18 protein-coding genes are annotated in these 25121 nt (G+C 47.8%); 9 read left to right on the forward strand and 9 right to left on the reverse strand.

Going from position 1 to position 25121, the window contains the following annotated elements; all coding sequences use genetic code 11:
- Nucleotides 1-415 precede the first annotated feature (415 nt).
- Complete coding sequence (locus CWB98_RS01145; protein WP_138543157.1) at nt 416-1432, reverse strand: AraC family transcriptional regulator; 1017 nt, start codon at nt 1430-1432, stop codon at nt 416-418.
- The gene (locus tag CWB98_RS01150) at nt 1429-2316 is read right to left on the reverse strand and encodes a GGDEF domain-containing protein (RefSeq protein ID WP_138543158.1); all 888 of its coding nucleotides are present in this window, start codon (nt 2314-2316) and stop codon (nt 1429-1431) included. The genes CWB98_RS01145 and CWB98_RS01150 overlap by 4 nt, the downstream gene beginning before the upstream one ends.
- A gap of 413 nt (nt 2317-2729) precedes the next feature.
- On the opposite strand from CWB98_RS01150, the gene CWB98_RS01155 reads away from it, so the two are divergent.
- Entirely contained in the window at nt 2730-4661 is a 1932-nt protein-coding gene (locus CWB98_RS01155) for a phytase (RefSeq protein WP_138543159.1), read from the forward strand.
- A 238-nt stretch (nt 4662-4899) separates the two neighbouring features.
- Here CWB98_RS01155 and CWB98_RS01160 read toward each other — a convergent pair whose 3' ends face one another.
- Entirely contained in the window at nt 4900-8967 is a 4068-nt protein-coding gene (locus CWB98_RS01160) for an ATP-binding protein (protein WP_171045554.1), read from the reverse strand.
- Nucleotides 8968-9289: 322 nt separating this feature from the next.
- Here CWB98_RS01160 and CWB98_RS01165 point away from each other — a divergent pair, with 322 nt between their 5' ends.
- Nucleotides 9290-9496, forward strand: coding sequence for a hypothetical protein (locus tag CWB98_RS01165; RefSeq protein ID WP_054016330.1), 207 nt, complete (start codon nt 9290-9292; stop codon nt 9494-9496).
- 744 nt (nt 9497-10240) lie between these two features.
- On the opposite strand, the gene CWB98_RS01170 is transcribed toward CWB98_RS01165, so the two are convergent.
- The gene (locus tag CWB98_RS01170; RefSeq protein ID WP_054016332.1) at nt 10241-10966 is read right to left on the reverse strand and encodes a YebC/PmpR family DNA-binding transcriptional regulator; all 726 of its coding nucleotides are present in this window, start codon (nt 10964-10966) and stop codon (nt 10241-10243) included.
- Between the two features lie 112 nt (nt 10967-11078).
- The gene (locus tag CWB98_RS01175) at nt 11079-11696 is read right to left on the reverse strand and encodes an HAD family hydrolase (protein WP_054016333.1); all 618 of its coding nucleotides are present in this window, start codon (nt 11694-11696) and stop codon (nt 11079-11081) included.
- Nucleotides 11697-11999: 303 nt separating this feature from the next.
- On the opposite strand from CWB98_RS01175, the gene CWB98_RS01180 reads away from it, so the two are divergent.
- The 3 genes from CWB98_RS01180 to CWB98_RS01190 all read left to right on the forward strand — a co-directional run bounded on the left by CWB98_RS01180 (nt 12000) and on the right by CWB98_RS01190 (nt 15185).
- The gene (locus CWB98_RS01180) at nt 12000-12425 is read left to right on the forward strand and encodes a DUF2141 domain-containing protein (protein ID WP_138543161.1); all 426 of its coding nucleotides are present in this window, start codon (nt 12000-12002) and stop codon (nt 12423-12425) included.
- A gap of 267 nt (nt 12426-12692) precedes the next feature.
- The gene (locus CWB98_RS01185; protein WP_138543162.1) at nt 12693-14684 is read left to right on the forward strand and encodes a methyl-accepting chemotaxis protein; all 1992 of its coding nucleotides are present in this window, start codon (nt 12693-12695) and stop codon (nt 14682-14684) included.
- Nucleotides 14685-15185, forward strand: coding sequence for a phosphatase domain-containing putative toxin (locus CWB98_RS01190; protein WP_138543163.1), 501 nt, complete (start codon nt 14685-14687; stop codon nt 15183-15185).
- 37 nt (nt 15186-15222) lie between these two features.
- Here CWB98_RS01190 and CWB98_RS01195 read toward each other — a convergent pair whose 3' ends face one another.
- From CWB98_RS01195 to CWB98_RS01205, 3 genes are all read right to left on the reverse strand, one after another.
- Entirely contained in the window at nt 15223-16035 is an 813-nt protein-coding gene (locus CWB98_RS01195; RefSeq protein WP_138543164.1) for an SDR family NAD(P)-dependent oxidoreductase, read from the reverse strand.
- Between the two features lie 218 nt (nt 16036-16253).
- On the reverse strand, nt 16254-16862 hold the full coding sequence (locus CWB98_RS01200) for a glutathione S-transferase family protein (RefSeq protein WP_138543165.1): 609 nt from the start codon (nt 16860-16862) through the stop codon (nt 16254-16256).
- A gap of 75 nt (nt 16863-16937) precedes the next feature.
- Nucleotides 16938-17612: a type 1 glutamine amidotransferase domain-containing protein gene (locus CWB98_RS01205; RefSeq protein ID WP_138543166.1), complete on the reverse strand. Its 675-nt coding sequence runs from the start codon at nt 17610-17612 to the stop codon at nt 16938-16940.
- Nucleotides 17613-18057: 445 nt separating this feature from the next.
- Here CWB98_RS01205 and CWB98_RS01210 point away from each other — a divergent pair, with 445 nt between their 5' ends.
- The 3 genes from CWB98_RS01210 (at nt 18058) to CWB98_RS01220 (ending at nt 21080) form a co-directional block, all read left to right on the forward strand.
- Nucleotides 18058-19077: an alpha/beta hydrolase family protein gene (locus CWB98_RS01210; protein WP_249364569.1), complete on the forward strand. Its 1020-nt coding sequence runs from the start codon at nt 18058-18060 to the stop codon at nt 19075-19077.
- 132 nt (nt 19078-19209) lie between these two features.
- Nucleotides 19210-19803: a hypothetical protein gene (locus CWB98_RS01215; RefSeq protein WP_138543167.1), complete on the forward strand. Its 594-nt coding sequence runs from the start codon at nt 19210-19212 to the stop codon at nt 19801-19803.
- An 8-nt stretch (nt 19804-19811) separates the two neighbouring features.
- Complete coding sequence (locus CWB98_RS01220; protein WP_138543168.1) at nt 19812-21080, forward strand: S41 family peptidase; 1269 nt, start codon at nt 19812-19814, stop codon at nt 21078-21080.
- Between the two features lie 328 nt (nt 21081-21408).
- On the opposite strand, the gene CWB98_RS01225 is transcribed toward CWB98_RS01220, so the two are convergent.
- Nucleotides 21409-22482 (reverse strand): amidohydrolase, encoded by a 1074-nt coding sequence (locus CWB98_RS01225; RefSeq protein ID WP_249364570.1) that lies wholly within the window; start codon nt 22480-22482, stop codon nt 21409-21411.
- Between the two features lie 212 nt (nt 22483-22694).
- Here CWB98_RS01225 and CWB98_RS01230 point away from each other — a divergent pair, with 212 nt between their 5' ends.
- The gene (locus tag CWB98_RS01230; protein WP_138543170.1) at nt 22695-25106 is read left to right on the forward strand and encodes an ABC transporter permease; all 2412 of its coding nucleotides are present in this window, start codon (nt 22695-22697) and stop codon (nt 25104-25106) included.
- The last annotated feature ends 15 nt before the right edge of the window (nt 25107-25121 follow it).

Consider the following 25121-nt stretch of genomic DNA (forward strand, 5'->3'; position numbering starts at 1 on the left):
GCTGTACTTTTACTAAACTCCATAACCATGTCCTCTGTGAATTCAGCCTTATGACAGTAACGAGATTAGTTTCAGTCCCGCAAATCACCACTACACCACACTTACATAGCAACACACCATTGACATTCGGAAGCAAAAGAATCAATCTGCTACTTCAAAAACAAAAAGGATGTTAACTATGAAAGTGACTTTGAATAAAAAATCCATTAAATCTCTATCCGTTAATCCAGCAACGATTATTCGCGCTCAAGAGACACCTCAGATAGGGGGTGGCCGTGTAATCGATGAATCATTTTGGGTTTGTATTGACACCCGTTCGAACTGCGAAGGGACGAAACGCTGCCCGGTCTGATTAATAAAGTTTAGTAACAAGCGCCCTCTGCGCTTGTTATATCTATGATTGTAGATGTTATAATTAAGAGCCACAGCGAAACGCACTGGGCACAGCCCCGGTCCAGCGCTTAAATGCGCGCCGAAAGCTGTGTACATCGGCAAATGCCATGGTACTGGCCAGCTGACTGTTATTCCATTGATTAAGATCCATCAAATGCAACGCTTCTTGCCCCCTGACTTCGTCAACCAGTAGTTTAAAATTAGTGCCATCTTGCTTAAGACGACGCTTCAATGTCGCCGGGCTCATGCCCAGATAACTGGCTGTATATTCCAACGACCAGGCCTGCCCGAGGTTCTTTCTAAATATGCGACGTAAATGAGCCTGCAATAGCTGCGGCGGGCACAACAGATGCTTGGCTGTATGTTTTGCCTGAGCAAACCGTAGCGTACTGGCCTCTTTGAAAGGCTGGTAAAGCGCCTCTTCAGACAAAATCATCGCGCAACGCGGCGCGTCAAACCGAACATGTTCACCCAGATAGACCGGATAGTGTAAATCCTGCCCGGGTTGTGACCATGGCAACTCTATCTTCACCCAGGTCTGTGCACCAAGCTGCTCTTTAAGCAGCAGCCGACAGGCCGAAAGTACAATTTCAAATAGCATCCGCTGTTGCGTACTCAATGATGCTGATTCAGTCAGCCTGATATAGAGCTTGCCTTGGTGTCGCTCCACGTTGAACTGGACCAGGGTCTCAATACCCTTTTGAACTCTTGCCCAGGCAGTAAGGGCGCCACTTAAATTCGGTGCATAGCGCCACAGGTCAAACAAAACATGGCCATGACCGGTCGCTATCCTTTGCCCTAGTTCCAGTGCCAGCTGAGGCTGTTCGGTCAACTCTCGTTTGAGCTTTTTTAGTATAAAAAGCGCACTGGCTGGTGCAACCTGGGCACCGGGATAAGCCAGGTCTTCAAGAAACAACTGAGACCCACGAATAAGCTGATGTGGTTTTATCTGATAGTGCTCGGCCAGTTCCAGTATAGTGATAAGGAAGTGCGCTGGCATACGCTTGTCATGCAAATAGGCAAAGTTACAAGGTATCATACTACCTCCGCAGTAGCAGAAGTCGCACGTTTCGCCCCTGCGAGCTGTTGATTGAGTCGCTCAAACAACGCTTGCTCTGATTCACCTTCGGTCCGGGTAGCCTGTACGGTTGTCACAGTCAGTGCCCCTTTTAACGCAGTGTTACAACAATTCTGAATTAGTTTAGAGAAAACATCGACCTCATGTGGCGGTGTATCCGGCAGCAGTATCGCAAAGCGATCACTGGTATAACGACAAGCCAGGTCTGTCTCTCTGAGCGCAACCTCCAGTGCCGAAGCAACTTCATTGAGTGCCAGATCCCCTTTTTGAGCACCATGCTCCCGATTGTATTGAGCAAAACCCTTGATATCCACCATGACCAAGGAGAGTGGGTGGTTACGTTTGTCATGCAAAATGGCTTCACGATTTAGCTGAATTAATAGGTATTGAAGGCTATACAGCTGAGTAACAGGGTCTATCAGGCTGTGCTCACGGTGAAAGTGCTCCCTTTGCTTTAGCTGGCGGTTAACTGCCTGTTGCTCCCGATACCAGGTAACCAACCCCCAGGTGAGCAGGGTCATACTTATCGGGGCAGGTAGCGATTCCAGCCAGGTAAACAGGTGACTTTGCGGTGGGTAAGCGATGAACTCATCCAATACGTCAAGCCAGGTTGTGAGCCAGTAGATTGCAGAGCCCAACAACAGCACTGTGGTCACTCGGCCTCTCGGGCGAGATAGTGCCAGGAGTATAAGCCAGATTGCGGCCATCATAGACGAAGTTGCTTCACCAATTAAGTCAACCCAGTCGACGTCATGCATTGATTTTAGCTCACCGATGAACAACGCCAAAATGGTCAATACTATACTGATAACCAACGCTAAGCATAAACTACTGACATTCTTCATCTTTTAAGCCAAATATTGATTGTTCGGGATATCCTAACGACGCTATATGACACTTTTAAGACGTCGCTGATTAAGGCCTGAGCTATTTAGACCCGGCCGGAACGGCTCACATAACACCTTCTTAGTCTGTGCCGAATCATACCTAAAACCAATATCCAACTGATTTTTATAAGATTTACCTTTAAAGAAAGCACTTTATTTGCAGCAAATCAGCTCACACTCCCGCTAATTTAACGCTCAACCAGCTGTAAACAACGTGCCTGCCAGCCATCACAGATTAGGGTGAAACAAAATTGTCATATCGACTTTTTAAGGTATCCGCTCACTTATATCCATTGGCGGTGTCAAAGTTAACTTAGTGCGCGATAAGTTGGCTTAGCTCCGTTAATACGCTGTGACGTCGGAACTTAAAAATGAAAAAACTGAAGTTATACAAAACAACGCTTATACTGGGGTTACTGGGCGCGTTAAGTGCTTGCCAAAATCAGACACACCAGCAAACTGTGCAGCAGCCATTACAACTCCAAACTCAAGGCTCTGTCGCTGGCATAGTGGATAGCGCCCAGGTACCAGGTAAAGACCAGATACTGATAGCCTCAGAGCATAAGGGGTTGGTATTGCGCCTGGGAAGCACACTTAAAGCACACCTCCCGGGCGCGTTCAAACAAGTCCGGTTGAGCGAGCTGAGTGATAATCAGTGGCTGTATGCCGCACTTGAGGGCAGCAAAGATAGCGTTTTTGTCGGCACACTGGATGCCAATTCAGGGCAACTGTTGCCACGCTTTGAACTGTCGCAGACCGGATTATTAGTCGATAACCTCTGCTTGTTTGCCGATAAGGCCAATCAGACATTGTCTATCTTTGTCTCAGACGGGCGAGGAAGAGCGGAACAATGGTTGCTACGCCAGCAACAAAGCTGGCTGCAAAAGCCACTGCTGCTGAGATCACTGTCATTACCTTATGATGCGGATTCCTGTGCAGTCGACCCGGGCAATGGCTATCTTTACGTTAGTGAGCCATTGGGTATCTGGCGCTACTCAGCTCGTATTGAAGATAACCCTCAGTATTACCCGGTATCCCTGGTCGCCCCTTACGGAAGTCAGTCAGAGCCAGCCATTAGCCTGGCAACCAGTGACTCAGGAGAACTCTTTGCATTACTGGAAAACGGCCAGCAGGTACTTTACTGGGATGCGCCAGACGCTGTGGATAGCTGGTCAGCAGCAGACATCCTGACGCTTGAAAATGACAGAGCGACTATGATGAACCTGAGTCAGTTACCCGGCACAGCAAAGGCTACACTGAGCTTTACCAATGAACTACAAAGTCAATATGCCACGACCCACATCCCCCTAAAATCAGCATTCACAGCGCAAACCTTACCGGTCGTTCGACCCGCAGCACAAAGTCAGCCCGCTTTACAATTCGGTGACGCCATGGATGACCCGGCTATCTGGGTTCATCCTGCTAACCCCGACGCTTCACGTGTATTAGGTACACATAAGAAACAAGGCCTGGAAGTCTACGATCTGCAGGGCAAGCTGCTACAAGAATTCAAAGATGGCCGACTCAATAACGTCGATCTGCGTGATGGTTTTGGCTGGCAAGGGCGTACTATCAGTATCGCTGCCGCCAGTAAGCGCAACGATGACAGCCTCGCATTTTACGGTATAGAGGCAAATGGCAACGTCTTTCGTCTGGGCAGTGCGCCATCGGGTCTGGAAGAGATTTATGGACTGTGTATGGCCATTTTTGAGGGAAATCACTACGTGTTTGCAAACAACAAAGCCGGCCTGACCTTTCAATACAGGATTAAAGCCAATCAGGATAAGCTGCATGCAGAGAAAGTGCGAGAAATCCCCCTAAGCTCACAACCTGAAGGCTGTGTCACAGATGATGCGCGTGGGCGATTGTTTATTGGCGAAGAAGACGTAGGGATCTGGGCCACCAGCCTGAATCCGGCGGATAACAGCCAGCCGGTTACAGTAGCAAAGGTAGGTGAACACCTGGTCGATGATGTCGAAGGCCTGGCACTGTCTTTTGGTGATGCTCCTGTGCTGGTTGTTTCCAGCCAGGGCAACAACAGCTACCAACTCTACGAGGCAACGCCGCCCTATCGCCATTTGGCTGGATTTCGCGTTGGCCTGGATGGCTTTAAGGGCATTGATGGGGCATCAGAAACTGATGGGCTGGCCCTGTCGACCCGTTTGCGGACCCGAGATTATCCAGAGGGCCTGCTGGTGCTTCAGGATGGGCGCAATCGTTTCCCCGATCAACCACAAAACTTTAAATACGTCAGCTGGCAGGATGTGCTGGAAAGTACCGGGCTTAAGAAACCGAAGAAATAGCCAGCAATGCATATCAAAGGTATTTTCAATGAACTTAAACCGTCATTAAGAGTTTGAGGTATCTGGCAAACAGCAATCGTTCTGTAACGGCTGAATTAACACCTCACCTTGGTGGATGCACCAGACGTACATATCAACTCTGTGTCCGACTCATGCACCCCTTATAGGTTATTAAGCAATTGCGCCAGCATTGATAAGCTGGCGCTATAAACTCAGCCGCCTTTATTTGGGCGGTATTTTACAAAGGCTCCGCTTCTGGTGAAGGGTGTTTTTGCCGATATTCACGCATGGAAACACCGAATTCAGCTTTGAAACAACTTGCCAGATAACTACTAGAAGCAAACCCAACCAGCTCACAAATATGGCTGATGGGGATATCAGTGCCCTGCCGCAAAAAAGCCGCAGCTTGTTGAACACGATAACGTCTGAGATAGTCTGTAAAGTTATGGTCCAACAGTGCTGATAGCTTTCTATTAAGTTGGCGCTCACTGACAGCTAATGTTTTGGCTGCGAAAGAACGGTTAAAATCAGGCTCCTGATAGTGCTGCCTTACCAAATCTTCAAAGCGCTGTAAAAATTGCTTATCTCTGTCGCAGAAAGAGGCTTCTGCAGAAGCACACGCCAGATTACGCCCAACCAAAGTGTCCAGGCGCTTGCGGATCAGTTGACGGATTGCCAGCAGATTATCAATTCGCATGGTTAACTCAGTGAGATTAAATGGCTTGGCTATATAGTCATCTACCCGCTGTTGCCAGCCTTTTAAGCGACTTTGCGTTTCACTCTTGGCGGTGAGCATAATAATAGGAATGTGGCTGGTTAATGCATGCTCTCGTAACTGCTGCGTCACATCAAAACCGTCAATATCTGGCATCATTAAATCACAGATAACCAGGTCCGGTAATAATTGCAATGCCATGTCGATTCCTTGCTGACCACTTTGCGCTGTTTCGATTATATAAGCGTCGCTCAATGAAAAAGACAGTAACTCACGCAGCTCCACATTGTCATCAATTACCAGCAACATCGGTTTGGTATGTCCTGTTGGCTCATTTGGCGTGAGCAGCACAGGTGCACTTTGCTCTAATATACCGGCTTCTAATAGTAACGGCTGATGCTCGGCCTGTGCGGCGTCAACGCCTGCGGCTACCACACATGATGCCGGGAGTATCAGCGTGAATGTACTCCCCTTGCCCAGCTCACTGGTACAACGAATATCACCTCCATTGGCAAGCGCTAACTCTTTAACGACCGTAAGCCCAATCCCGGAGCCTGTAACCTGACCCTGTTGTGCCACACTGCCAGCTCTGTTGAAGCGTTCAAAAATCTTAGGGATATCCTGCGCAGCTATACCACAACCCTGATCTTGCACACAAAAATGTACATCCATATTGTGCATGGATACGGTCAGTCGCACATCTCCACCATCAAAGCTGTACTTGACGGCATTGGACAACAGGTTCGCCAGGCAAGTCTGCAAAGTTTCAGGAATTAAACTCAGATGCATATCCGGAATATCAGACAACGAAAGCCGAATGTTTCTCTGCTCACACAAAGGATTAAAAACCGCGTATAACTCGGCACACACCTGCACAGTGGAGACTGGTGTTTGGCTCTGCTCTACCTGGCTGTCCAATCGTGCCAGAGTCATCAGTTGCTCTACCAGACGACGCAATTGTGCAAGGCTTTTGCTCATTACGCCGGTCAGATAGGCCGACTCACCCTGAGTATGTTTACGCTGCAAGTGCTCTAAAGGAATACTCAACAACGACAATGGTGTCCTCAACTCATGAGACACATTGGTAAAAAAAGTCGTACGTTGCTGGAGTAAGGCAGCAATAGTTTGCTGGTTTTGTTTAAGCTCATCATTTTGTTCATTCAGCTCCGCAGTTTTTAGTTCAACGGCCTGTTGCAGCGCTCGGGCCTGCTGCTGCAAACGTTGGCTACGGTGACGGACAAACAACCACATTAAGATTAAATATATAACGCCATACATCAAATAAGCCTGCCAAGTGTGCCACCAGGGAGGCAAAATCTCGATATCTAACGCGCGGTATGTGTCTGGCCAATCCTCGTCCCGCCGTTTACTTTTTACCAAAAAACGGTATTTTCCGGCAGGTAAGGTAGTGTAGGTAGCTTTGCGGCTCGTACTGTCGGTATAAAACCATTTTGTATCAAGGCCTTCTAACTTGTATGCATACTCCAGGCTTTGTGCTTCAATGAAATCGGGGGTCGCGAAATCCAATGAAAAAACATAATCCTCGTACCCTAAAGTAATGGATTCGGTTAATTCTATTGCCCGAGAAAGTGCTGATTCAGCAGGGGAAGAGCCTACACTCACAGATTGATTGATGATACTGAATCGAGTCATCCATGGAAGTTTGGAGGGTGAGGCAGAGTGCATTTTCGCCATGTCAAAGAGCACTAACCCTTCCAACGTCCCCAAATAAACCATCCCCGACTGTTTGTCGAACGTCGCCCCGTTGGCATTGAAGTTGCTGTTTGGCAGACCATGCTGTGCATCCAAGCGACGCACTATATTAACTTTCATAGTATGGTGATCCGCCTCCAACTCTAAGAGGCCGTCGGTTGAGGCTAGCCACAACGAATCGTTTGTCTGCCACATTGCCCAAATCTCACTATTTGAAATAGATGAAACCTGGGTAAGCGTATGTCGCTCGCTATCAGCTAACCATAAGCCACGGTAATGCGAAGCAATCCAGGTATAACGTTCATCGATAATATGCATATCCATAATAGCCATACTGTCTGTTACTTCATCGTTATCGAGGCTAAGCTCGGTTACCGTGCCAGCGTTTTTATCGAATATGCTTGGAAGAGAGTTATTATGCCCTAGCAATAGCTTGTTATTGAGCACAGCAATTTGTCGAACGGGTGAGTTGGTGTTGAACCACTCAGACTCCAGAGTGGCCAAATCAAGCTTCATCAAGCCAATCCCTTCTGACGCGTTATAGACGCCCGCCCAGACAGCCCCTCCATCAGCAGCAACCGTTATAAAGTTACTGGTTGGGGTATTGTATGCATCCCCTTTAAAGAAGTGATGTAATAACTTCCCCTCCGGACTCAGATTGACCAGTCCGCGGTTAATGGAGGTCGCCCAAATGTTACCATCAGATGCTTCTACAAACGTATTGACACCGACAATCGAAGACACATGAAACAGTTTCCCATTTTTGCGTTGATAGATACCTGTGTCGGTAGCCACCCATAAAACACCCCGACTATCCAGATAAGTACATGTTACGTTATTTGACCCTTGCTGGAGTGAGAGCACTGAGAAAGCGAGTGCAGAGGCTGGGATCTGATAAAGCCCAGTGTGGGTACCCAGCCAAATATTGCCCTGATCATCTTCTTCAATCACGCTGATGGTGAGGTTACTCAGCCCGCCAGATTCGCCAAGTCCCATATTTTGCCAGGTTAAGGTTTTGGTATCTAAGATTGACAACCCTAAATTGGTTGAGCGCGCGCCCACCCATAAACGTTGTTCGCTATCTAAATGTAACGCCCAGATGGTGTTTGCAGCCAAACTATCTGGTGCATCAGGCTCATCCGGGTTATAGAGAAAGTGCTGGAACTGCTCAGTGTCTGTGTTCATGACGCTAAGACCATTATCTGTGCCTATCCAAAGCCGCCCCTGAGCATCCAATTGCAATGCACGGACAATATTGTCAGCAGGTCCGTCATTGCCATTTTGCCCGGGATAATGCCGTAACTCATCCGTGGCATAGATATAGCGATACAGGCCTTCAGATAAGGTCGCTATCCAAAGATCACCCCGCTTATCCTTTAAATAGCGCCAGGTGTTCTTCTGTGAGAGCGTATGCCGCAATTTTTCGGGTAATGTGAGTTGGGTTTCTGATTGCACGTCAAATAAATGCCCTCCGTCTCGTCCTCCAATATACAGCTCAGAATCTGCCAGCTCTGCAAACCAAAGCTGTTGCTCAGAAAAGTTGTCATGTTTAGGGCCAAATATTTTGATTGTGTCTTTAGCAAAGTCATACTTATGTAGTCCACCGCCATAGGTTGTCAGCCACAGTGCGTCGGCAGTTTCAACGATATCAAGTACCAAATTATGCGCCAGTGACGGCACTGTTGTAGTGTCATAATGGCGCAATATTGTGCCATCATAACGATACAGGCCTGTGGTGGTTCCGAGCCATAAAAAGCCATATTTATCTTGATGAAGTGCAGTCACCTCTCCTATTGCACGGTTTTCAAAATCAGCGATATGCCGAACAACTGGATCCTGAACTTTAGTGTGTACCGGCGTTAGGCTTGTCGCTTGCACAAGCAAGCTCATACATAGAAAAAACACAAAAGATAATTTCCTTACCATTTCTTTTTTATTCCATCCTTTTGATATTTTTACTTATATATTACACAGTCCCAATTTTGAAACAAGCCGTCCCAAATTTTAAACTTTTTTGTACGGTAGACGATTACAGTGTTGCCAACGGAGTAAGGGGCCGCATTACCTGATGAAATGCAAACAAGTATGAGTGCATCAATAATTCAGAATGTGCATAAAAAGGGCATGGAAGCATCAATATCGACTTGAGTGAAGGAACAATAACTAACTTTACCGAGTTACTTATCAAAGGTACTAAAAAATGAAGCTACAACTAAACAAAAAAAATATGAAGGCGCTCTCTGTCAATTCTCACATTTCTGCCAACCAGACACCTGAGATTGCCGGTGGCTATTATACACGGGGCGGCGGCTGCACTTTGGCTTGCGACTCATACAAAGCAAACTGCGATCTCAGTTATGGGTGTAAATCCGAAGGCCCTAACTGTGCAACAGTGACCTGTCTGTAAGCACTGCTTTTACAGGTTTAACACTACAATTTTTTACTCAACAGGATCAGAGGTTAATTACCTCTATCACACATTAAAGGTACTGAAAAATGAAACTTAAGCTTAATAAAAAACATATGAAATCACTCTCAGCGAATTCACAAATTGCTGCCAATCAGACCCCTGAAGTCGCCGGTGCTGGCAGTCGTGCGGCCTGTTCTTTGCGTTGTGATACACGCAGAGATGGCTGTACCGAGAGCTACGGATGTCCCTCAAATGGCCCACTATGCCAAACAATTCAGTGTCTTTAATTTTGGCATTGTAGACCTAACTGCACAGTGATAAAGGTGTCACTGTGCAGTGATACAGGGCTTGTAAATCACGTCAAATGACGGCTCAAAGGATAGAAATATGAAGCTAAAGCTATACAAAAAATATGAAGTCGCTCTCTGTCAAATCGCACGTTTCTGCCAACCAGACCCCTGAGATTGGAGGTGGCTACGTTACAAATTTCAGAGATTGCCGTTCAATTCAGTGTCAGCCGGTATCTTATTGTAAGCCCGAAACAATTGATTGCCCTTCCTCCCAAAACATATTTACCTGTCTATGATGAGCAGTCCAAATCACGCAGTTGCTGATACACAAATGACCCAGGCACAAAGGTGTACCCTGTCAAAAAAGCCGGACAACAGTGCCCAGCTTTTTTATAAACATTGGCGTGTTGTGCTTCACATTCATGAAGCAAATCACTTTTCTTAATGTCGTTTAGTTCTTCACAATCGCGTTGTGATACACGTTTTGTACGTCGTCGCAATCTTCCAGCATGTTAATAAACTTCTCGAAGTTTGCCAGGTCGTCTTCACCCGTGATTTCCACGTGTGTTTGCGGTACCCAAGTGATTTCGTCTACGTCGAAATTGATGCCTTCAAACGCTTCAATCAGTGCAGTTTTCGCTTTGAAGTATTCAGTGTGCGGTGCAAACACAGAGACCTGACCCTCTTCTACTTCTACGTCGGTGACATCAACATCTGCCATCATCAGCGCTTCCAGTACGGCTTCATCGTCATCACCGGCAAAGCCAAGAATAGCAAAGTGATCAAACATGTGTGCAACACAGCCCGGGCTACCAATTTTAGAGTCTGTCTTGGTGAATGGCAGACGTACATCCTTGATAGTACGGTTTGGATTGTCAGTTAAACAGTCCACAATCACCATACAGTTACCAGGACCGTACCCTTCGTAACGTGCCGGAGAGTAATCTTCACCTGCACCACCAGCTGCTTTTTCAATCGCCTTTTCAATAACGTGTGCCGGAACCTGGTCTTTCTTAGCTTTATCGATCAAACGACGAAGGGAGAGGTTGGTATCCGGATCTGCGCCACCGTTTTTCGCAACTACATAGATCTCTTTACCATATTTTGAGTTTACTTTGGTCTTTGCCGCTGCCGTTTTTGCCATGGCGTTTTTGCGGACTTCAAATGCTCTACCCATCTTAATTCTCGTTTGTGCAAATTAAATTGGACAAGATTCTAACAAGACATTGCATTTTGGGCTATACCCAGACGAGAATTGCTCTGTATCGTTCGCATGCCATAAGAATTAATCAGGCCAACTGGCCAGAGCGAGCCTGATAGTGCAAGCCCAGCGCACCTGGCAGGTCACAAAAGCGTTCAATGATGATATCGGCCTGATCAGCGTATTCAGGCATACCCAGTGGTGCGAACAAACATGCATGCATATTGGCGCGTTGCGCTGCCTCGATGTCGTACTTGTAATCGCCTACATATACACACTGCTGATAAGGCAGCGACCAGGTATCTGCGACCATATGAAGTGCCTGCGGGTCAGGTTTTGGTAGCGCATCTTCGCGTGTCAGCAAGAAATCCAGGCCCAGCTGGCAGCGCGACAGCTTTAATTTGGCCGCTTTTGAATAGTTACGTGTGACAATGGCCATAGGCATGCCCATCGCTTTTAATACAGACAACGTTTCTATCACACCGGGGATGGGCTCGGCATGCTGTGCATCCTGCATTTCATGTTGATGGATCAATGCCATGGCTTCCTCGCGCATGTAAGGCGAGGGTAACGACTCGACATAGTCAAGTAAATCCGCGTCACGGTCGCAGCCAACTTGCGCCTTAATTAAAGCAAAATCGAGGGTAGAGGTTACTAAGGTGCCGTCCAAATCAAAAATCACACCTTTTACCGTTAAATCAGCCATTCATATTTCCTTATCACCAAGGCTTAACCAGCCCTAAACATAGGGTAAGCTGTGTTACCTTGCAAAGATATTGAGACAAAATTATTCAGGCCCAACCTGCTGGTCATATCACAGCAAAGGGACGCTATAAAGGTACGTGTTAGCGAGCAGCGTGGATCAATTGAAACCACCGCTAAAACATGACATCTTTGGACACAAATGACATCTGTCATGCCATTGTCATGACAGATCACACATGCTACCACCCGCTTCATTTCGTAAAGTTATCCCATCAACAAATTGATTCAGCAAAGGATAACTAACATGACTAAACATCTGACTCGCACTACCGCCATTGCCTGCATACTTGGTGCACTTTCGGCCAGCACAATGGCACAGGATCTGACTATTACGTTCAGCGGCCTGGCGCACCAATCTGGCACCCTAAAGCTGGTAGCCTATGACTCTGCAGCGGGATTTTTACAGCAACAAGCCTGGCGGGTTGCACAGCAACAGGTATCTGACACTCACCCCGAGCTCACACTGCATGATGTAGAGCCCGGACAGTACAGCTTTATGGTTTATCAGGATCTCAATGGCGATGGGCGGCTAAATCGCAATCGTTTTGGCTTGCCAACAGAGCCTTATGGTTTTAGCAATAATGAGCTGCTTGCCGGCATCCCACAGTTTCCGCAGCTGGCAGTACAGATCACGCACCATAATCAAAACTTAGAAATAAGGCTACGTTGACAGAAAAAGTGTCACAGTCGTTCTTTATTCTGTGGCACTTTTCTCATCCACCATCAAAACAGCTTAATTTTTTAATGCATTCGGCTACGGCATTCATCGTCCCCACAACAGGCGCATAGTATTTTTTTCTTATTAAATGTTAGCAAGTTACTAGCTTTAGAGCATTAATTTGTGCAATAGTGTGGCTGCAAAGTGATCCAATTTTGGAGCTTCGCACTATAATTTTTAACAGCTATTCCCGCTTTAACCCCCAGAAGTGAGTCGTGCATGCTGAGAACAATAGCTAAAACCATTTCCAGCCATTTAACCCTTGTCGTATTACTTCCCTGTTTGTTGCTCGGTGGCGTCATTTTTTATGATGTATCGACCGCAGCCAAACGGATGAACGACGCCTATGACGCCGAATACAATGCCTTTTTGAGCCATGCCGTGCTTGCGCTGGTTCATGAAACACAAAAAGAACGTGGTGCCTCTGCCGGATTTATCGGCTCAGAAGGCAGCAAGTTTCAAAGCAATCTAACGCAACAACGGCGATTGACCGACAACCAATTGTCTGTTCTGAGAAAAAAGGCTAAAAGTTGGGCGCTGTCACAACCCATGCAGCAGGAGCTCGAAACATTTTTAAGTAAATTTAACCAACTGGATAGTGTTCGCCAACGCGTAAGCTCGCTGTCCATGAGCCTGCCTGACGCACTGAAATACTATACCGACATCAATAACCAGGGCTTGCATATAGTCATTACCGCGGCAAGGCTAAGCAAAGACCATGTCATCTCGACCGAGCTAATGGCCATTTACAATTTTTCCAGCGCCAAAGAGTCTGCCGGTATCGAGCGGGCAGTCTTGTCGAATACTTTTGCAAAAGACCAATTTACGCCGGCGCTACGTACCCGATATACCCAACTGCTGACCAAGCAAGAGGTCTATCTGGCGGAAGCAGTGGAAGCCTCGCCTCCCATAATGAGAGCCATGTTTGAGCGTGCCCTGAACTCAAGTGCCATGCGCGATGTTGCGCGCTTCAGAGCCATTGTCGCTGACAGCGACTCGGGGTTTGGGCAAGATCCTGAAGCCTGGTTTGAAGCCGCCACCCAGCGTATTAACGCCCTGAAAGAGGCCGAGGAAAAAGCCTTAACACTTGTTGATAAAACAGCCATAGACATTCAGGAAACGGCGGTGACCATCTTGGTGGTTGAGCTGATTATTCTGGTGATAGGTTTGCTGATCACAGCGGCCCTGTTTATATCAATCCGTCTTCGCCATCAGCAGTCAGTAAAAATTGCTGAGGGAATTGCCATTGCGATTAACAACCGCAACCTGGCACATGAAATCGATATTTTAAGTTCTGACGATTTGGGTAATTCAGCGAAAGACATTAACCGACTGACTCAACAATTTGAAGAAGATTTGATCGAGTTCGGACGTGCATCACACAAGATTGCAACCTCTACACATGAAACTGCCTGCGCCATCAGTCAGAGTCAAACCAACTTGGTTGAGCAACAATCCGGCGTACAAACCATCGCCTCTGCCGCGGAGCAAATGAGCGCTAATATACAGGTAATAGCCAACTCCATGTTGGAAAATGCTGCGGCTGCGAAGTCAGTCTCCCAGGAGTCGGTTAATGGCCAAAAAGTCGTCACCGATGCGGTCTCGGTGATCCAGCAAGCCTCATACGACATGGAAAAATCAGCGTCTTCCGTAGATGCACTGAACGAGCGTGTTGGTAGTATTTCAAGTATGGTCGATATGATCCAGAGCATCGCAGAGCAGACCAATTTGCTGGCGTTGAATGCTGCTATTGAAGCGGCCCGGGCAGGTGAACAAGGGCGTGGTTTCGCCGTGGTTGCCGATGAAGTCCGTAGTCTGGCCAGCAGAACGCAGCAATCCACCGAAGAAATCTCGGCGTTGGTCAACGAACTGCAAAGCAGCGCACAATCCGCGTCGGATGTGATTACACAGGGTAAGGAAAATGCCATGCAAGCCGCCCAGCGTGCCGAGTTAATCAAAGAAGCCTTAGGCAAAATCGTCGAACAGGCGAAACAGGTCGAATCAGTGACAGATTCTGTGTCAGTGAACACTCAGCAGCAAAGCAATGCCATTGACGAAGTCAGTCGGCATATTGTAGAAATATTTGCCAAGGCCACAGAAACAGTCACCGGGGCTGAACAAATTGCCGTAGCGGCTTCTAATATCGCAGAAGCCGCAATGGATATGGATGAATTAATCGACCGCTATAAAGTACAGGAGCAGACCAGGTAAATGACTTCACACCCTTTTGATACGCTACATTTAGACACAGGTGCGGCCTTATTGTTTACGCCTTGTCCGGGTACTAAAGGCACGTCACTGACTGAGTCCGTTCAGCAATTGCACGATGCCGGTGCACAGGCCATTGTGACACTCATGTATCCTTCGGAATTAGAGAGCAACGAGGCAACAGCATTACCTCAGGTATGCGACGCCCTTGGCGTGTCATGGTTTCAGCTGCCCATCGCTGACGATGCGCCACCGAATAAAGACTTTACGCAGGCGTTTGCACAGAGCTGGCCGAAGCTTAAAGCAATTTTGTCTGAACAAGGCACTGTTGCGGTTCACTGCAAAGGCGGTTCAGGGCGTACAGGCATGGTTATTGGGTTGATCATGTATCAACTTGGGCTGGACAAGGCGGATATCATTTCTCAGGTACAGGCGCTGCGTCCCAAAGCCTTAACCCATCCGGCTCAGCTCGCTTTTTTCAATCAGTTCTCTCGTTTCGAGTAGCATCAGGTGCCGCTGTCACCTCACAGCGGCAAATCCACTAAGCAAACCCATGATGCTGACGAAAGGTCTCCAGAACCCGGATCAATTCAGCGACTTTTTGCTCGTCATATGCTTCATCATGAGCCCGCGCAAAGCACCCTAAGTCATTGTCAAAATACTGACCAGACGCCTGGGAAAATTCCTCAGACAGAGCGGCTCGAACCAACACATCAGCGCCTTCCTGAATATTACCCCCAGCCACACCATAGGCCTGTTCAACCATTTTTGAGCCCAGAAAAGACTTAGGATTCACCGCTATAATCGCAGGCAGAGCACGACCAGAGGCAGCGCCCAGTTGCATCGACCACATGGTCAGGGCCAGTTTACTTTTGGCATATGCCGCATTATCCGACAGACTGCTGGAATCGGTTATTTCATGTGGCACCAGAGATGATTGCGCAGCAGATGATAAGTTGATCACTCTGGCACCTTGCTTCATGTCAGGTAGCAACGCTTGGGTAAGCAGATAGGGAGCAATGGTATTCACCATAAAGCGCACATCAATCCCCTCTGGCGTAGTTTGCTCTGGTACCACAAAGACGCCCGCATTGTTGATCAATACATCCAGCTCAGTACCAGCCTGCTTAAGCTCGTTGATAAAGCCGTGAATATCATGAATAACACTCAGGTCGGCTGTGTACGTCATCAGCTGTTGCGGTGGTGACTGGGTGGCAAATTCCGCTTTCAACGCAGTTAGCTTATCAGCGTTTCTGCCGTGCAAGATCACTTGGTGGCCAAGCTCCAGCAGGGTTCTTGCCGTCGCCAGTCCGATCCCATCCGTTGCGCCGGTAATTAAAATGGTTTTTGTCATCACTATATCGCTCACTAAAGTTAACAATGGCTATTGAGGAGATCCGGAGCACGTAAACTCACGGTACTGATATAGTTTAGATTATTTAATAAAGGTTTATTATTGGCCAAATTATACAATCAGTATTAGCTTTCTATTGATAATAGAGACTGCGATACAATGAGCGGCTCTGAAGAAACATCTGCTCTGCACACACAGAGCAGGCGATAGGAAGTGATTTATCCCAGTTTTCTGGCGGCCTGATAAGCCTCTCGACTTTGTACTTTGCTAAGATATTGTTGTGTATTAGGTTTTCCATCCAGCAGGTTGAGGTTGGCAGCAAATTCCAGGGTGATGGTCATCATTATGTCTGCCGCACTAAACTGCGGACCTGCAAAAAACGCCTGCTTTGCCAGCGTAGCTTCGATGTACCCCAAGTCCAGTGCCAGCTCTTTGGCAATATACCCATCCATTGGTGCGGTGCCTTCGCGCTGCTCCATTTGCATCAGCAGGGTGGTGATCACAGGTAGCGCCAGTGACCCTTCCGCAAAATGAGACCACTCCAGATATTGGTAGTAATGGGCGTCGCCTTTTTCAGGGCGTAAACTCGTTGAATCGGCCTGATCGAGCAGATACTCCATCACCGCGCCCGATTCACACAAAACCAGACCATTGTGTTCAATAACCGGAGCTTTATTCAGCGGATGAACCTCACCCAGACTCGCTGGCGCCAGCCTGGTTTGCGCGTCCCTTTCATGATGTACGACTTCATAGGGTAACTTAAGTTCTTCGAGCAGCCACAATACCCGGGTTGATCGTGATTGGTTGAGATGATGTACCTTAATCATGGATACATGGATTCCTTTTCAGAAGAGGCCTGCCAGATGCTGTAAGGCACTGACAGTGCCTGTTAATAATCGCAATTACTGTGCAAGATGTTTTGCCAGTGCCACACCCACGGCATGAGCGCTGGCAGGGTTCTGACCTGTGATCAGGCGTGCGTCTTCAATCACCAATTCCTGCCAAGGCTGAACTTTACGATACTGCGCCGCTTTTCGAGCTATTGCTTCTTCAAGCAGGAAAGGAATGTCATTGATGGTGCCAAAATCGATTTCTTCTTCACGGGTAAAACAGGTCACCGATTTATCAGCGATGAGCGCTTCACCATTACTTAATGTAATAGGCAGCAAAGCGGCGGGTCCGTGACACACTGCCGCAATGACTCCACCGGCTTCATAATGTGTTGCTGCCAGTTCAGCAAACTGGCTGTCTGTCGCTAAGTCGCTAAGCAGCCCAAAACCACCTGGGTAAAAAATGGCGTCATAGTCACTGATATCAAGCTCAGATACGCTTAGCGTATTCGCAACCTTAGCCTGAAGCTCAGTATCTGCGAGCATCTGCTGATTGACCTCATCTCCTTCTGTGTCTGTGCCATACAGAGGGGCCTGACCACCACTAGGAGAAGCCAAATCAAAGGCGATCCCCTGCGCTTTGAGTACATGCACTACATGTGTCAACTCAGGGGCATAGGTCCCATTGGCCTGATCTGTTTCGCCTAAGGTTGCATGGTTGGTGACCGGTATTAGTACTTTTTTCATCGAGCTTTACCCTCCAGAATTAAGTGGTAGCTTAGACAACGACTGTGTATGCAGTAGCAACACGCTCTGAGAACACACTGTAGATTATTTCTCAGGAAATGATAATAGAACATGTAGATAAACACTTTTGCAGCTGTGCAATAGTAAAATCAGAGTTGATGCGTCATATGCCTAACCATTGTCAGAGCTTGCCTGTCACGGTATTACAGAGTCTGTACGTCTCCGTTGAAGGCCAAATATAAAAAACACAGCGAAAGTCGATGTCGCTTACACAAAGATGTACCTGACCTGAAGTTTTACAGCAGCTTACAACTTTCCACACTGCTTAACACTCATCGGGGAATTCCTTCTATATGGTAGACACCTGATGATATTTGATTGTACCTACTCGTTATGTACTCAAGAGTATCGCATGCGTTGATATCAGTTTATAAAAGGAGAGATCATGATACCCAGATGGAATACTGCTGTTTTTATTACCTTATTGTGCTGTTTACTTGTTGGATGCCATAACAATAACAAGGAACACGTCGAAGAACGCTACGTTGCATTCAGCGCAAACACAAACACCTTAGATGCCAGGCTGGTCGTGCCTCATGTACATCAAAGTCACGATGCAATCATCCTGCTTATCCACGGCGATGGTGCGATGGATAATAGTGCCAACGGATACTTTGACCCTGTTATCAACACTTTAACCCGTAAACGATATGCCACCATGTCGTGGAGTAAACCCGGTGTTGGCGAGTCAACTGGAAACTGGCTGGCTCAAACCATGCCTCAACGCGCGGAGGAAGTGCGTAGCGCAATTCGCTACTTACGCGACAATGGCTACCCGGATAATCCAATTGGCGTTGTTGGCTTTAGCCAGGCAAGCTGGGTGCTGGCCGAACTGCACAATGAACCTGAGATAGAATTTGCTGTTTTGGTGGGAGGCGCGGCAAACTGGCGAGAGCAGAGCAAATATACGATGTGGTTGCGCCTGATAGACGAACAGAAGATCCATGCCGATGACCATTCGGTGTGGCCGGAAATTTCAGAATTAAATGAGATAGAGTACCAGCTGATAAAATCCGGGTATGACACTTATCAAGGCAGTGATCTGCATTTACATCCTTTTATGGGTACTCCTTTGGAAGACGAAGCCCGCTTCAACTTTGTCCGAACCAATATAGACTCAGATGTCAGCTTGGGTTTTTCTCAGATCCATTTCCCACTGCTCGCCCTGTTTGGCGATTCAGACACCCGGGTTGATGTTGATCACAGCCAACAGATATTTGCCAGCACCATAGGTGCACCAGACAAGCTCACACAAAAGGTCATCAGCAATGCCTCTCATAGCTTGCTAAAAACAGACCTGCCAGTACGGGCCGCTTTGTACCTCACCGAAGACGACTTTGCGCCGGGCGCGTTGGACGCTTTAATAGCGTGGCTTGATGCTCAGGCACACCAACCAGCGCCATAGTCGCTGAAGCACAACGATTTGGGTGAAGAAATGACTCAATACACACAATCTTCACCCTCTTTTCGCTCTTTAGTTGCACTGCTCTTATAAAATCAATATCTTACCTATATAACAAAAATAATTATTACCACTATGCTGTATATCATACTGACCTGCGCACTTCTGGCGCTCAGCGCTTTACTGTTCACGTCCTCATTCAAGGCGTTCACCCGCCACCATGAAGTAGCCTGCAATTTTATTCTGACTCTGGTTGCGACTCTGGTCGGTGTATTGTTGGCGATTGCAATTAGCAATTACGACTCAGATCAAAAAGAAATCAGAGACTTAATAAAGGTACTCACCGCAGCTGAGGCGGTTGTAGAAGAGAGTCTGGACTATAGCATCCGCCTTAATGAGGCCTATCAGCGAAACATTGAAGAATTTGGCGATCAAGCTGACTTTTTTACTAATAACCCGCTCGTTTACCCTCATTACCTGGATACCATGTTAAGCCAGAACCTGAGCAGTAAAAATCTCTCTCTGGAAGCACTCAGTGAACTCAATGAGCATCTTATTACATTGCAGCGTTCACAGCGGGTTGCCCCCAAAATATTCATTGCCAGTATGCGTTATATAAAACAAGTGCTGATTCTGGAGCGCAGCTATCAGCGCGGAGAACTGTCAGCTGAAGACTATGAACAACAGCTTGATATCCAGGAAGAGCAACTTGTTTACCAACAACAATAAGGATAGTCATGCGTTCATTACTCGTCGCAACACTTCTGGCAGCCTGTTGCATTAGCAATGCTACAGCCTCCACCAAAACAGATGATAAGCAAAATGTTCTGACGCCAGAGCAAATACAGCAGGACATAGAGCATTTTATTGAGTATGTCCGGCTCGGCTATGCCTACCGTGATGACAAACCGACCGATTTTGCCACTTTTGCGCAGTGTATTCGTCATCAAAGTGTTGAACTCAAAACTAAGCTGCAACTGTCAGGCCGGCTCAATCATTGTCTGGAACATTGGTTTGATCATCACGCTGACGTCACACCACGGCCAAAAGACTATTATCTGCCAATGCCCACGGCCACAGGCTTGTGGGCACAGTGGCGCAATGGACAAGCAACTATCACTGCGGTTCCCTTTGCCGAATCAGCTTATCAGCAAGGCTTTCGCGCTGGTATGCAAATCCTGCGTATTGATGGCACTGCCGTCGAACAAGCCATTGAACAGGCTAATGTTTCAGGGTTCGACACGGCAAAAAGCTGGACACTCAACCGGCTATTGACGGGTAAACGTAATCAAACTCTTTCACTGGAAGTTCACTGGCTTGGTAAAACCGAAATAAAGCTGCTGGATATTGAAGCCATTGTAAAAGATGTGATTGCAGAAAAACCCCTGCTGACGCAAAAACGCATTGGCACAGTGGGCTATATTCGCCCGGAAAACAGCCTGGGCAATAATGCGCTAATCGGCGCTTTTGACGAGGCAATGGAGCAACTGAAAGATACCCGGGCCATGATCCTCGATTTACGCCACACGCCCAGTGGCGGCAATACCGAAGTGGCGAGAGGCATTATGAGTCGCTTCATTAAAGCTCGTCAGGCATATCAAACACATGAGTTAGTCTCTATCGAACGAGAGTTTGGCGTGAAACGCGCCTGGCAGGAGTTCGTGTATCCACGTGGCGACTTCCAGTATGACAAGCCGTTAATTGTACTTTGCAACAAATGGACAGGCAGCATGGGGGAAGGACTAACGATTGGCCTGCATGGCATGAAGCGGGCAACGGTCGTAGGCACACAAATGTCGCAACTGCTTGGGGCCATTTACGGTGAGACCCTGCCCCATAGCCAGCTCAATTATATGTTACCCAGAGAAAAGCTCTACCACGTTGACGGTACACCCAGAGAAGCATTTATCCCTGATATCGTGATTGAACAGCGACAATACAATCAGGAGCAGGACGCCACGCTACAGGCTGCACTGGACTGGCTCAACAAGCCTCAGGCAGACTAATGCGTAAAAAATGTTACAAATAGGCAATTGCTGGTTCGTTCTTTACCCGCTAAGTTGAAGGTATTGCTGAAAAAAGCAACACAATTCAACTAAGGAAAAGACCATGAAATTACAATTAAACAAAGACATGTAAAGCAGCTGTCGAACGAGGCAAAAGGACTGGACGCTGGATTGACGCCCCGGGTGGGTGGTGCGGCACCACCGCCAAGCCATTTTTGTGTCACCGATAGTCAGTGTAACACTCACACATTTGTGACTTTTTATTGCTACTAACAGGCGTTGTCTGACCCCGCTTGTCGGGGTCATTTACACCAGCTCACAACTGATGTTATTGGCATATCTCAGGCGCCTGATAGCTTAGTCCCATTAAGTCAAAGTAATTCTGACCCAGTGCAATATGGCGAAACGCCTCATCGCTGAGGTACTGATTAATACGACTGTTGATCTCGACTTCGCGCACATAATCCCGGTACTTGTAACCTTTTGCTGCAACAAAATCACTGCCGGTCAGAATGCGTGTGGCATAACGATTAAAAAACGCCACGTACTGCGCTCGAATTGCCGCATGACGAAAATAAGCCTCGTATAAAACGCGCCAGGAAATGTCCAGCATCAGATTGGGATACGCATCCAGCAAGCGGGAAAGGATCTCAATGTGTTGTTGCGGATCCATCCTGGTTTGCTCCCTCGACAATCCCATATGAACCCAAACAATCGGGTTATCCGGATACTGAGCCAATACAGTTTCCATTAAATGTAAGTATTTGGTTGGCTCAGTATCAGAGCCAATGTCAGCATGTATTGACAAAGGCATGGGCGGACGGCCCTGATCAGGCGCACGCAGTCTGGCCATAAAAGGCGCCCAGTCTGCAATACGTTCTACAGGGGTTGCCTGATGAGAATGATCAAACAATGCCTGTTTCACTAAGTTGACCTCTCCCATCCAACCAAACGCAGGCCCAAACTCTTCATCGAGCAATGTCATTTGTTGCACTATGTGATGCGGTTTACTCAGATCAGGAAAGCTCATAGACAAAGTCAGGTGCGTCTCTGTGGTCGGGTGCAGCAGCGCGTTCGATGCGTTGATCACATCATTTCTGATAGTTGGCTTAATTTCACCGGTTGGACAGTTTGAAAAGCGCTGACAACCACTTTGGGCGCTAAACATTTGTCCAATGCCAAACGCATTGACGAATAAGACCCCAGCGCTGTGGAAGTAACCAACAAGCTCTGTGTAGGGCACAGCCTCCCCCCCAAACGGACGGAAATGCACATGGGCATCGACCACAAATGTATAAGGCTGAGTTGCCCTGTCATAACATGCTTGTGCAGAACTGGTTTCATACTGCGTCAGCTTACGTCCAGCTCCCGGGGACTGACAGGCTGTTGTTAATGACGCCATAGCCACCAAGCACATCGCTGCACACGACCTCTTTATCCTCACTGTAATTCTCCTTTGGGAGTCTGGGAGTGGTAATTCCGGACCAACCGTCCGGTTTCGCAATTGTATCCAGCACTAAATATATAACCTTTTGTTATTGTTATACAATTTTTATGGACCAATCTTTGCTGTAGACTAAGCCTTGATCACTGACCGTTCAATGGATATCCGCTATGCCACAGTGCTACCGTGACTTTATCTGGTTTACCTGTTTACAACCAGCACTCATGCAACTGCGCCGACAGCCTCGCTGGGCTTTAAGTATGCTCGTCTTGCTGACGCTGACACTCAGCGCCGTGTTATGTGTTGCAGCCCTGCTGTACCATATCTGGTTTAAACCCCTGCCCTATCCGCAGCCCAGTGCTATTTACCAGCTTGAGCATCAACGCCAGGGCTCAGCTACCGAACTCCACGATAGTGGCTGGCCTTACCCTGCCACATCTCAGCTACTAACCGAGCCGCATCTATCTCAACAGAAAGCATTGCCAGCAGATCCAATTTTGGCTTTTTACTATGCTGAAGAAGTACCACTGACGTCGATATATACAGAGAAAATAAAAACAGCGTATCTCAGTGGTGACTGGCAAGCCCTGCTGGGAGTTGAGTTTGTGCATGGGCAGGGAGATCATTTTATGGCGGCCCCAGAGGAGCAACAAGCTGGGGCTGTGATCAGCTTTGCGTTATGGCAAGAAGCCTTTGGTGGCACACCAGATATCTTGCGGCAACACATCAATATTAACGGCGTTATTCATCCTGTTCGGGGCGTAGTCAGTCAAAATTATCAACCACCCGAGCTATTCAAAGCAGGCTGGCAACCACAGTTGTGGCTCCCATGGCGCTACAATAATTCCGAGTACAAGGGGTACTGGCAAAGCCCGGATCCAAATATTCGGGTTCTGATCCGCTCTGATGCCACGCAAATTGCGCTCACACATCTGCAAAGTGCAGTGAATGAAAGCGCTTCCCTTCATGCTCCCCCGCAGCTTGCAGATTGGCAAACGCAACTCACGGTGCAGACCTTAACCCGAGCACTGCGTGGCGACCACCCAATCATACTGATTGTATTTGCCTGTACCCTCGCCTTGCTGCTACTGGCAAGCCTGAATCTGGCCCAGCTATTTTTGCTCCAGTTACTACAAAGCCGCCATCAGTTAGCTGTACGCAGCGCGGTTGGCGCAAAATACGGCACTATTCGCAATACCTTACTGTGTCAGCTAATTTTGTTGATCGCACCTGCGATCATGCTCTCTCTCTGGCTAACGACTCTGGTACTTACACTGAGTTCAGCCTGGCTATCACAGTTTATCTATCAGAGTGAACACCTGACGATAACCTTTCCTGTTGTGCTACTGGCCTGCGTATTAGGCTGCGCAATTCTGGGTTTGTTCATGCAACTAAGTCGCGCCCATTGTCGGCCCGCCAATCTGTTAAACAGCCTTAAACGCAGCGGCAAGGGCCAGGCACAGCAACTGTCACAGGCAACCATCAGGCGCTTTGTTGCCTCGCAGGTTTTGCTGGTGTCGTTGACCCTGTTAGCCTGTTCTCAGCTTGTCTGGGATAGCCTCAAACAGCTAACCCACCCCCTTGGTTTCGATGCAAGCCAAGTTTACGAACTAGAATTTAGTGTCGCCACACTGGACTGGCAAGGCTGGTCAGCCTACGCCCCCATGGCCAAAGCCTTTAAGCAGACACTGCTGCAAGAGCCGGGCGTGTTATCAGTCAGCTTCGCCCGTTCGCCACTTAAAGATGACTTTCAGTTTAAAATCACCGCGCCGTGGCAAGATGTCAGCTACCTGCCCTTTCACCGCAACGTCGACCAGGATTACTTTGAGGTTTTGGGCCAACACCTTGTCGCTGGGCGCACATTCACCCGGGAGGACATTGAGGATGAGAATCCAGTGGTGATCGTCAATCAAACATTCGCTCATCAGCTAGGTGGCGAAGTCATTGACAAAACCGTTAATATTGATGGAGCGCATGCCCTGCGGATCATCGCAGTTATCGACGATTTGCAGCTACCAGGTAAGCCTGTATCACCACCACGCTTTTACCTGCCCAATTACGGCAGCGCCACATATATGCTGGTCAAAGTGATGCCCGGACTTACATTGAGCAAAACGCAACTCAATACGCTGTTGCAACAACAACACCCGCAGTTTGTACTGACACAATGGCGCGCGCTGGCAGATGAAATAACACACGCGCATCAGTATCGGCGCATCACGTCGCTGTTACTGATGTTTATCAATGCGCTGATCCTAATCATTACAGCTTATGGCGTCTACAGCTTGCAAAGTTACGCCGCATACCTTCAACAAGGGGTTGTCAAAGTACATCTCATGCTAGGTGCAAAACGTCGTCAGGTACTTGTCGCACGGCTTTACGCTTTTCTGCAACCCGCACTGCTCAGTGTTTTGCTTGCAGGAGTCGTCCTGGCATTTGCATGGCCCTGGCTGAACACCTTGATGGCGTTTTCACCCGACCTCATGCTGGTTGCGATAAGCTTCTGTAGCGTAATCGCTACCTTAGTCGCTATCAGCCTGGTCACAGCCAGACAGTACGTGCCTGTAAAGCGATTAGTTTAAAGATGTAAAGGGGGT

It is taken from the genome of Pseudoalteromonas rubra, from assembly GCF_005887115.1.
GTDB lineage: Bacteria > Pseudomonadota > Gammaproteobacteria > Enterobacterales > Alteromonadaceae > Pseudoalteromonas > Pseudoalteromonas rubra_F.

Coding starts and splice junctions, on each gene's coding strand:
- CWB98_RS01190 (WP_138543163.1), top strand. CDS start 14,685: ATGACTTCACACCCTTTTGATACGCTACATTTAGACACAGGTGCGGCC.
- CWB98_RS01210 (WP_249364569.1), top strand. CDS start 18,058: ATGATACCCAGATGGAATACTGCTGTTTTTATTACCTTATTGTGCTGT.
- CWB98_RS01155 (WP_138543159.1), top strand. CDS start 2,730: ATGAAAAAACTGAAGTTATACAAAACAACGCTTATACTGGGGTTACTG.
- CWB98_RS01145 (WP_138543157.1), bottom strand. CDS start 1,432: ATGATACCTTGTAACTTTGCCTATTTGCATGACAAGCGTATGCCAGCG.
- CWB98_RS01225 (WP_249364570.1), bottom strand. CDS start 22,482: ATGGCGTCATTAACAACAGCCTGTCAGTCCCCGGGAGCTGGACGTAAG.
- CWB98_RS01205 (WP_138543166.1), bottom strand. CDS start 17,612: ATGAAAAAAGTACTAATACCGGTCACCAACCATGCAACCTTAGGCGAA.
- CWB98_RS01220 (WP_138543168.1), top strand. CDS start 19,812: ATGCGTTCATTACTCGTCGCAACACTTCTGGCAGCCTGTTGCATTAGC.
- CWB98_RS01170 (WP_054016332.1), bottom strand. CDS start 10,966: ATGGGTAGAGCATTTGAAGTCCGCAAAAACGCCATGGCAAAAACGGCA.
- CWB98_RS01200 (WP_138543165.1), bottom strand. CDS start 16,862: ATGATTAAGGTACATCATCTCAACCAATCACGATCAACCCGGGTATTG.
- CWB98_RS01215 (WP_138543167.1), top strand. CDS start 19,210: ATGCTGTATATCATACTGACCTGCGCACTTCTGGCGCTCAGCGCTTTA.
- CWB98_RS01150 (WP_138543158.1), bottom strand. CDS start 2,316: ATGAAGAATGTCAGTAGTTTATGCTTAGCGTTGGTTATCAGTATAGTA.
- CWB98_RS01230 (WP_138543170.1), top strand. CDS start 22,695: ATGCCACAGTGCTACCGTGACTTTATCTGGTTTACCTGTTTACAACCA.
- CWB98_RS01165 (WP_054016330.1), top strand. CDS start 9,290: ATGAAGCTACAACTAAACAAAAAAAATATGAAGGCGCTCTCTGTCAAT.
- CWB98_RS01195 (WP_138543164.1), bottom strand. CDS start 16,035: ATGACAAAAACCATTTTAATTACCGGCGCAACGGATGGGATCGGACTG.
- CWB98_RS01175 (WP_054016333.1), bottom strand. CDS start 11,696: ATGGCTGATTTAACGGTAAAAGGTGTGATTTTTGATTTGGACGGCACC.
- CWB98_RS01180 (WP_138543161.1), top strand. CDS start 12,000: ATGACTAAACATCTGACTCGCACTACCGCCATTGCCTGCATACTTGGT.
- CWB98_RS01185 (WP_138543162.1), top strand. CDS start 12,693: ATGCTGAGAACAATAGCTAAAACCATTTCCAGCCATTTAACCCTTGTC.